The 8,024-nt window shown below is 42.4% G+C and carries 9 protein-coding genes; all 9 read right to left on the minus strand.

The window, feature by feature from the left end; translation table 11 throughout:
- Nucleotide 1 precedes the first annotated feature (1 nt).
- Complete coding sequence (locus HEN33_RS23440) at nt 2–394, minus strand: thioredoxin domain-containing protein (protein WP_183083477.1); 393 nt, start codon at nt 392–394, stop codon at nt 2–4.
- 11 nt (nt 395–405) lie between these two features.
- Nucleotides 406–1,653 carry a hypothetical protein gene (locus HEN33_RS23445; protein ID WP_176262744.1) on the minus strand — a complete coding sequence of 416 codons (1,248 nt, stop codon included), beginning with the start codon at nt 1,651–1,653 and terminating at the stop codon, nt 406–408.
- 129 nt (nt 1,654–1,782) lie between these two features.
- Entirely contained in the window at nt 1,783–2,157 is a 375-nt protein-coding gene (locus HEN33_RS23450) for a hypothetical protein (RefSeq protein ID WP_176262745.1), read from the minus strand.
- 71 nt (nt 2,158–2,228) lie between these two features.
- A complete protein-coding gene (locus HEN33_RS23455; protein WP_242460317.1) occupies nt 2,229–2,507 on the minus strand; it encodes a hypothetical protein in 279 nt (92 codons plus the stop codon).
- Between the two features lie 125 nt (nt 2,508–2,632).
- A complete protein-coding gene (locus tag HEN33_RS23460) occupies nt 2,633–3,643 on the minus strand; it encodes a hypothetical protein (RefSeq protein WP_242460318.1) in 1,011 nt (336 codons plus the stop codon).
- A gap of 21 nt (nt 3,644–3,664) precedes the next feature.
- Nucleotides 3,665–5,239, minus strand: coding sequence for a PAAR-like domain-containing protein (locus HEN33_RS23465; RefSeq protein WP_183083479.1), 1,575 nt, complete (start codon nt 5,237–5,239; stop codon nt 3,665–3,667).
- A 27-nt stretch (nt 5,240–5,266) separates the two neighbouring features.
- Nucleotides 5,267–5,644 carry a hypothetical protein gene (locus tag HEN33_RS26545; RefSeq protein WP_242460319.1) on the minus strand — a complete coding sequence of 126 codons (378 nt, stop codon included), beginning with the start codon at nt 5,642–5,644 and terminating at the stop codon, nt 5,267–5,269.
- A gap of 7 nt (nt 5,645–5,651) precedes the next feature.
- Nucleotides 5,652–6,716 carry a WD40/YVTN/BNR-like repeat-containing protein gene (locus tag HEN33_RS23475; protein ID WP_176263173.1) on the minus strand — a complete coding sequence of 355 codons (1,065 nt, stop codon included), beginning with the start codon at nt 6,714–6,716 and terminating at the stop codon, nt 5,652–5,654.
- A partial coding sequence (locus HEN33_RS23480) for an HNH/endonuclease VII fold toxin-2 domain-containing protein (RefSeq protein WP_183083480.1) occupies nt 6,703–8,024 on the minus strand: 1,322 nt, incomplete at its 5' end. The genes HEN33_RS23480 and HEN33_RS23475, both read right to left, overlap by 14 nt.

The following is an 8,024-nucleotide window of genomic DNA, read 5'->3' on the forward strand; positions in this document are numbered from 1 at the left end:
ATTATATTGTCACATCTTCCAACAAAAAATCCCTTATTCCAGGTTCCTGTACTTTCATCTTCAAATTTTTTGCAGTAAATAATTTTTTAAATATTCTAATTTCTGGTTTTATCATGCCAAGAAAATAAATGTTTTTTTCATCCTGAATCAACAGAACAGGTAATACATCAAGATCGATATCTGCAACCATATCAGGGTGCTTATCAATATCCAACCAGACAAAACAATCAGCAGTGTACTCCAGAGACATTTTGGAGAAATCATCTTGCCAGACCTGACAGGATGAACACCAACTGGCACACATGCATACAATCAGACGGCGACCTTCATGGAGCATCTTGTTTATCTGAATTGCATCATCACCGGGAAGCAAGTAATTTTTCTTACCGTTCATAGCAACATTCCTTAATTTCGTATATCCATTCTCGGAACCGTGGCATCACCAGTGGCCAGATGCCATGATGCTGCGAAACGTGCTGCCTGAGTCGCTGTTGATAACAACTCATGACACCATTCAGTTGATGGTTTTTTTCCATAAATAAGTGGACCAGAGGGGAGATTTAGTGCTCTGGAGTCAGCAATTACGGCAGGAGCGTTAGGCCGCACAAGCCCGATATCCATGTCATCAGATTTAAAACTTAGAGGTTGATCATCATTATTATTTGTTGTTTCAGTTTCCTGTATACAGTGTTCTGGTGTGGTCATATCCAGCCCGGAAATGAACCCAATTGACCAGAATGCCAGGCGAGCGGTATGTTCTGTTTTAATAGCATCATAAAGAATGGGAAGTTGTGCTGCGTCACCATGATAAGTAAGGATCAGCAAACGTAAACGCTCTGGTATGGAACTCATGATGTTGTCTAAACGTGGATCACCCTGTGGCAGGCATAGCCCTGTCATACGAGCAATATATTCCAATTTCCGGCGAGAAATAACCGCAGCCAGTCCTCGCTGAGGCGCATTCTGCAAATGGAAAAGCAGGAGATTATGTAGTTCATACACGATATCAGTACAAGGTGACAGCCAGGCCAGTGCAAGTATAGCTTCTTCTCTTACGCCGGGTTCATGGTCAGACAGAATATTGATTATGGCCGACTGCCAGTTATGCAGACGCAATTTCCCTACAAGATAACAGCAACTTGCGCGTATTCGTGGGTTTTTATGTGCGAATAATGGAGACAGATCCTCCCGTGGAGCTATTCCGGCAATTGCTGAAGCACGTAGCCAGGCCTCAAGCATCAGATCATCTGAAACTGAATCCTGACGCCAGTGTGTAAGGATTAATCGGGCTTGCGGCTCAGGTAGCCAGGCCAGAGCTTCTGTCATACCTCGTAATGACGGTTCAATATTTCTAGTGGCGATTCTATGCAACTGTGCAATATACGATTTGTCATTCTGTTCCAGCGCCAGTAACCAGCAAACAAAGGCTTCACCTTCAGATTTCCAGCGTGAGTAATTTTTAAATGCTGCATCCCAGCCATCATGACCTGCTGCCCGTAATCCATCCAGATGCGCGTTTAACTGACGATGAAAATGATAACGTTTCTGTGTGGTAATGAGTGGTGAATAACAACCGATATCAATTTGTTGCCAGTAAAACACGGCATCCCTGGCATGTTGCTGTATCAGTGGTTTTATAACACTAATGTCCATTTAATTTCCTGTATTCAAAATAAATATATAAATAGCATCTCCATTATTGCTATTCATCCAGCAGGGTATACATGCTCTGGAGATATCGTCTCGCGAATATTAAATATTCTTAATGGATATGCTTCTATTTTATGGGTTGTTTACTGCCTGTGTCATTTCATACTGTAAAAACAGGCTCTGCCATAAAATGCCATCATGAAAAGCCGCGCCACCTTCTCCCGCAACCAGCAGCACTCCGTCACCTACGGCCATACTCCCGGCACACACCATCACCTCATCCGGTAACAGTGGCTGCTCAATAACATCATCTTTAATAGTCCATATCCCATTATCAGATGTAACCCAAACCCTGTCCTGAAACCAGACCATATCATTAAAAGGAGTTGCCAGTCCTCCCGGGATTATTTGTTTCCACCGATTTCCTCTACCTTTGAATACAGCACCAGACTGAGCACCAATGTAAACCTCACCGTCCTTTCCACAGCAAACTGAATACAGAAACATATTGGTTGGAAATGCTATTTGACAGCAGATCCCGGTGGGCCTGCCACCATCTCTTCACAAGCTTATGCTTATTACATGCAAAACGTCCCGTTTTGCATCTTTGTGCCTACGGCACACCATGCTCTTTCCCTGACAATTGCCGCAGCACGCTGACCATTATCGGCACTCAGATGTAGCAGTCCTTTTTTTCCCGGACCATCGGTGCGGGACATCACAGACGTCAGATATGCCAGAATCAGTGGGCCGGAGGCAGCCCCAACCTCACCGGTACAGGAAGTGAGCATCAGATGAGGGTAATCCGCCACTTTATGTTCCAGAGAACGCAGGACAGCCAGGACGCGGGCTTTCATGCTTTTGCCCCGAAAGGCATGGTCATTCCGCATTGCATTTTTAAAGTTTTTTATCCATTATTTATTCTGATTAATAATCAAAATTGAAATCCTGTCTTTGAAATGTAATGGCAGTGCAACAATCACTATTCAGAACAGAAATCACCTTTCTCTGCCTGAACACAATTAATCAATATATCCCAGTGACCGTTCTCTAAGCGAGCTACACCATAATACCCAGCCAGAACCAGGGTTTTTTCTGTACAACTGATATAACCAGCACACATTTTTACCTCGCTGGGTAAATCTGGCTGAACAACATCATCCCCGATTATTTGCCACACACCATAATCAGACGTTGCCCAGACACAATTTTCATACCATACCATTTGCCTGAACGGTAAGGTTAACTCTCCCCGATGAATCATCTTCCATTGATCTTTTCGGCCTTTAAATACAGTACCGCTTTGCGCACCAATATAAACATAGCCATCCTGACCACAACAAATAGATTCAATGAGCATGTTGCTGGGAAAAAGAATTTGCCTCCATTCATCACCATCGAAATTCCAGATATCTCCTTTACCGCCTGCGGCATAGATATCATTTTCAGAGAAGCCATCCACACAACTAAATCCAGCAGCGTCCAGGAACAGCATCTGTTCACGGATTGTTTTAATTTCATCTTGCGCAGGGAGATGGATACCTTTATTTAGTTTCTCCCAATTATTTCTGTCTATCCTGCGAACAACACTACGTGCGGATCCTACAACATACAATCGACCACCAATAGTCCGGGTATTCCTAATGGCAAATTCATATGGGATCGGTTCTTCAAGCCCTTCAAAACCACTACCTATAGCAAAAACCTCATTTTCCATTGCAACGCCCACGTACTGACTGAATGGAATACTGGTTGTAGCCGAAAATATCTGGTCCATTCCTTCATAACCGCTGTATCCCCATTGCTCTCCTAATGGTTCATCAAAAAAAAAGGAAACAAATTTTTTTCTTGCCAGATGTTCTTCCATTACAGGGTCTATATCATCTCGCTTTTCTCGTGTAGTTATATAAATATAACCAGTGTCTCTTACTGCAACACCATTAATATAAAACCCTTTGAATATTTCATTGTACTCATCTTTAGTAATAATCATGTTTTTAATCTCACATTATTTTCATTTGTTTTTACTGGAGTAAGAGTATGGACGGGATTGTTTTCCACCCATGCCACTATTTGCATTTAATATATTAGGCTTACACATGTCTTTATAATATTCATCTAATTGTTTCTCAAGACATTTACGTTTACATAGAGATTCAGGAAAAGTTTCCATGACGGCATCAATCGCCATATCCCTGGCATCATCATAATCAATCTTATTACGATCACCGAACTTAAAAATACCCGGTTTTTTGTATTTGTTTATTTTATCCTTCAATTTACCATGCAATTGACCATGACTACCCCACTCAGGATTATTTGTTGTACCTTCAACACAAATTGTTGGTGCATTTTTATGTGCTTGAGTTTGATTATCCCGATAAGTCGGACAATTTGTATTGTCATAAAACATAGCGCCGGGTAAAACATGGTGCCCTGTTTGTCCAGGGCAGCATCCATGTCCTTGTAAATCTTCAGCCATATCATATGGAACAAAAATGCATTTCTTGGCTCTGGTACAGGGGTTGAGTCGGCTGAGCAGTGACATCATATCGGTTATTGCTTTTACAGGATTATCAACGGCATCTTTTAACATTTGCTCGACTTTCCCTGGCAGCACATTAAGTTCATCTCTTGCGGCACCTATAATATCCCAGGCATCATAAGCCTCTATTCCACCTTCAATTACTTCCAAAGCTGAGTCTCCAATAGTCCATATTGTCGCTGCGCCTTCTGTTACTATAGCTCCCACGCCAGCAGCAGCAGCTCCGCCCAAAGCTGCAACATGACGAATTCCTGCATTACGTGCTTTTCGTATAGCAATATCTTCCCCTGCCTCTATGGCCCGGTCGATAATTTCATCCTTAACTTCTTCTGCAATATCACCAATCTCGGTATTCAGAATGTTTTTTATATCGCTAAGCAGTTCTGATAAGTCTTCCTTAATTTTCGACAGGTCAAATGATCCGGGTTTTCCCCATAAACCATCACAATGTACCATCCAGTCGGCAGAATCTATTCCAACTTTCTTAAGCAAAGGTTCGAATTTTTTATATTTCTTTTCCTCCAATAATCTTTCAAGCATAGGTTTTTGGTTAGGATCTTTTTTGCAAGCTGACTTAACCTTATCATAGTTTTTCTTGCATTCGTCTATTAATACATCGTTATCAATATACTTATGTGGCGGTGTATTGGCCGTGGAACCATGATTATGTGTCATCAAATCTTCATGGCGCGGAACCTCCAGCCCTTCAAACTTGACATTAGGCGACCAGGATTTGAAATACGCTTTTCCTTTAATGACATGAGAAGCAACACCTTTCTGGAATCCCGGTGTTGCCGGAACATTCCCTTCACTGGTGGAAAAGTATGAGCGATCTTTCTGTGCCACCATCGACTTACAGATAAATACGGTAGCTGTTCCGTTCTGCAAATCCCGGGCATACGCCGTGTTGGAATAAGGCACAACGACCGGGCCTGTGGGCGGAGGAGGAGGGGACCAGCAGGGATCGGGAAATGCGCCAGCAGATTTCCCGTCAGACGCTCTGGAGCAGGCTTCCCGCCCGTTGATATAAACGTTAGTTTCCATACTATTTTCCTGTTTCCCTGATGAATGTCAGATATCAAATTCCTGCCACTGTACAATTGCCGCAGCACGCTGACCATTATCGGCACTCAGATGTAGCAGTCCTTTTTTTCCCGGACCATCGGTGCGGGACATCACAGACGTCAGATATGCCAGAATCAGTGGGCCGGAGGCAGCCCCAACCTCACCGGTACAGGAAGTGAGCATCAGATGAGGGTAATCCGGCACTTTATGCTCCAGAGAACGCAGGACAGCCAGTTCGGTTTCCCTGAAATAGAATGATTCGTGACTGACTGCGCTGATATGGAATCGTGTTTCAGTCAGTGGTTTGCCGCTGTCAGTAACGGCCTGACGAATGGCTTTATCCAGGCTACACAAGTCTTCAGGTATAGTTGTCTCAGGGAGCAAAGACGTATCATTCTGGATTTTCGACAGCTTGGGTCATTTCATATTGTAAAAACAGGCTCTGCCATAAAACACCATTATGAAAAGCCGCGCCGCCTTCTCCCGCAACCAGCAGCACTCCGTCACCTACGGCCATACTCCCGGCACACACCATCACCTCATCCGGTAACAGTGGCTGCTCAATAACATCATCTTTAATAGTCCATATCCCATTATCAGATGTAACCCAAACTCTGTCCTGGAACCAGACCATATCGTTAAAAGGATTTGCCAGTCCTCCCGGGATTATTTGTTTCCACCGATCTCCTCTTCCTTTGAATACAGCTCCAGACTGAGCACCGATATAAACCTCACCATCTTCTCCGCAGCAAACTGAATACAGAAATATATTGGTTGGAAATGCTATTTGCTGCCATGCACTACCATTATAATGCCATACCATCCCTCTCCCGCCGACAGCATACATATCATTTTCGTCAAAACCGTCAATATCCTGAAAATCCTGCTTTCCCAATATGTCTATATCTGGTGAGTCAGGGAATGGATGACCTCTGTATTCCCATTGATCTTCACCAATTCTTCTTGCCACATTGCCTCGTGGACCACATACCCATGCGTAACCAAAAATCATTTTTGCACGATATACAGCAAAATATTTAGGGCCACCACCATGGTAATCAGGTAGTATATTTTCATTTATAAAGCTATCAGATATCCTTTTTTCACGTTTATTTCCACCTGATAATATTGTATAAACATCACCTTCTGCGTCAACATATACAAAAGAATTTGATGGTAGTGTACTTGCAGCACAATAGACTCGGTTCCAACCTTTGATTGTTCCTTTTTTTACTCGTTTACCGTCAAGCTTATCAATGTAAAAACGGCAGGCATATTTTGTGACATTCCACTCCCCAGTAAGATCATTTTCCTCTGCTTCTTCTTCGTTACGAGCTGAAAATGCATATGTGCTTTTATCCCTAATTGTGCAATCAGTAATATAATTACCATAAAAGCCATATTTAAATTCATCCACTAACAAAATTGATGTTTGATCTTGTTTACTCGTCGTCATTATCATCTCCTGTTGGATCTTCTTTAGGGCTGCTTGTTCCTGATTTTGCCGTCATTTTACCTGTGCATTTGCTATAAAATGCATCAAGCTGGGCCTGTAAACATTTAATATCACACCTGGACTCAGGGAATGCCTCTTTAAAACTGATTATTGCCATCCTTTGTGCTTCGGAATAGCTGATGGGGGTTCCAACACCTTTAGCAAGAACCTGCTGATGTAATCTGTCATGGACTGTTTTGTGTGAGCCCTGTCGTTGGTTAATACCTTCAACACATATAACTGGCGCATCATCATGTTTATACCCTGGACAACCACTCGCAGCCATCGCTTCCGGTATCAGATGATGCCCGGTTTGTCCCGGACAGCATCCCTTTCCTTCAAAGGATTTTTGATACCCCTTTGTATCATCATATCGAACCATAAGGCATCGTCTTGCACGCGTACATGAATTTATTCTGGCAAAAATATCCATGCCTGAGGAAATTAATTGCAACGGTGTTTTATCACCCATCCCGGCAGTCAGTTCGGATAGAGTTTGCATCGCTTTTTTATTGTCAAGAATGATTTCTCGGGAGGACTCATAAAGTTCCTTTAGTTTGTTTAACTCATCATATGAATCGTAAATGTCATAGACATCATATGCTGTCCAGAGTCCAGAAATAATCCATCCAGCCACAGGTACTGCGGCTATTGCACCTTTACAGGCTATTTTTACTCCCTGTGAGGCAGCCTTCACTGCAATCTTTTTTTCTAATTTTTCGATTAAAACCTGAGTGGCTTTATCCTGTGCTTGCTGTAATTGTTTTGCAAAATAATTGTTGATTTCATCTGTAAGTTCTTTTGTCAGTTTATCAATATCTGAAGTGAGTGATTTTAACTCCTTAGCCAAATCTGCATCGACATTTCGGTTAATCTGTTTTTCGGACCATGGGCGAAACATCAACCCTTCACAGTGATCATCAATCCAGTCGTTCTGCGTATTTCTCTTGTAGCCAAGTTTGTTTTTTATTGATTCTGTTTTATGTTTTAATATTTCTATTTTTTCATGTGAGACGATTTTTCCTAGTTTCGTTCGGGAAGCTTTTTGGGACTTATCATCATTCTTTTCATGTTCCGGTCTGCAATGCCTTTCGACTTCCTTAACTTCTTCTCCACATGGACCTTTTCTTGTCTTTGTATCAACATATGTGTTGGGAGGCGTGTTTGCCGTGGAACCATGATTATGTGTCATCAAATCTTCATGACGGGGAACTTCCAGCCCTTCAAACTTGACATTAGGCGACCAGGATTTGAAATACGCTTTTCCTT

Source organism: Escherichia sp. 94.0001, from assembly GCF_013369155.2.
Lineage (GTDB): Bacteria > Pseudomonadota > Gammaproteobacteria > Enterobacterales > Enterobacteriaceae > Escherichia > Escherichia coli_F.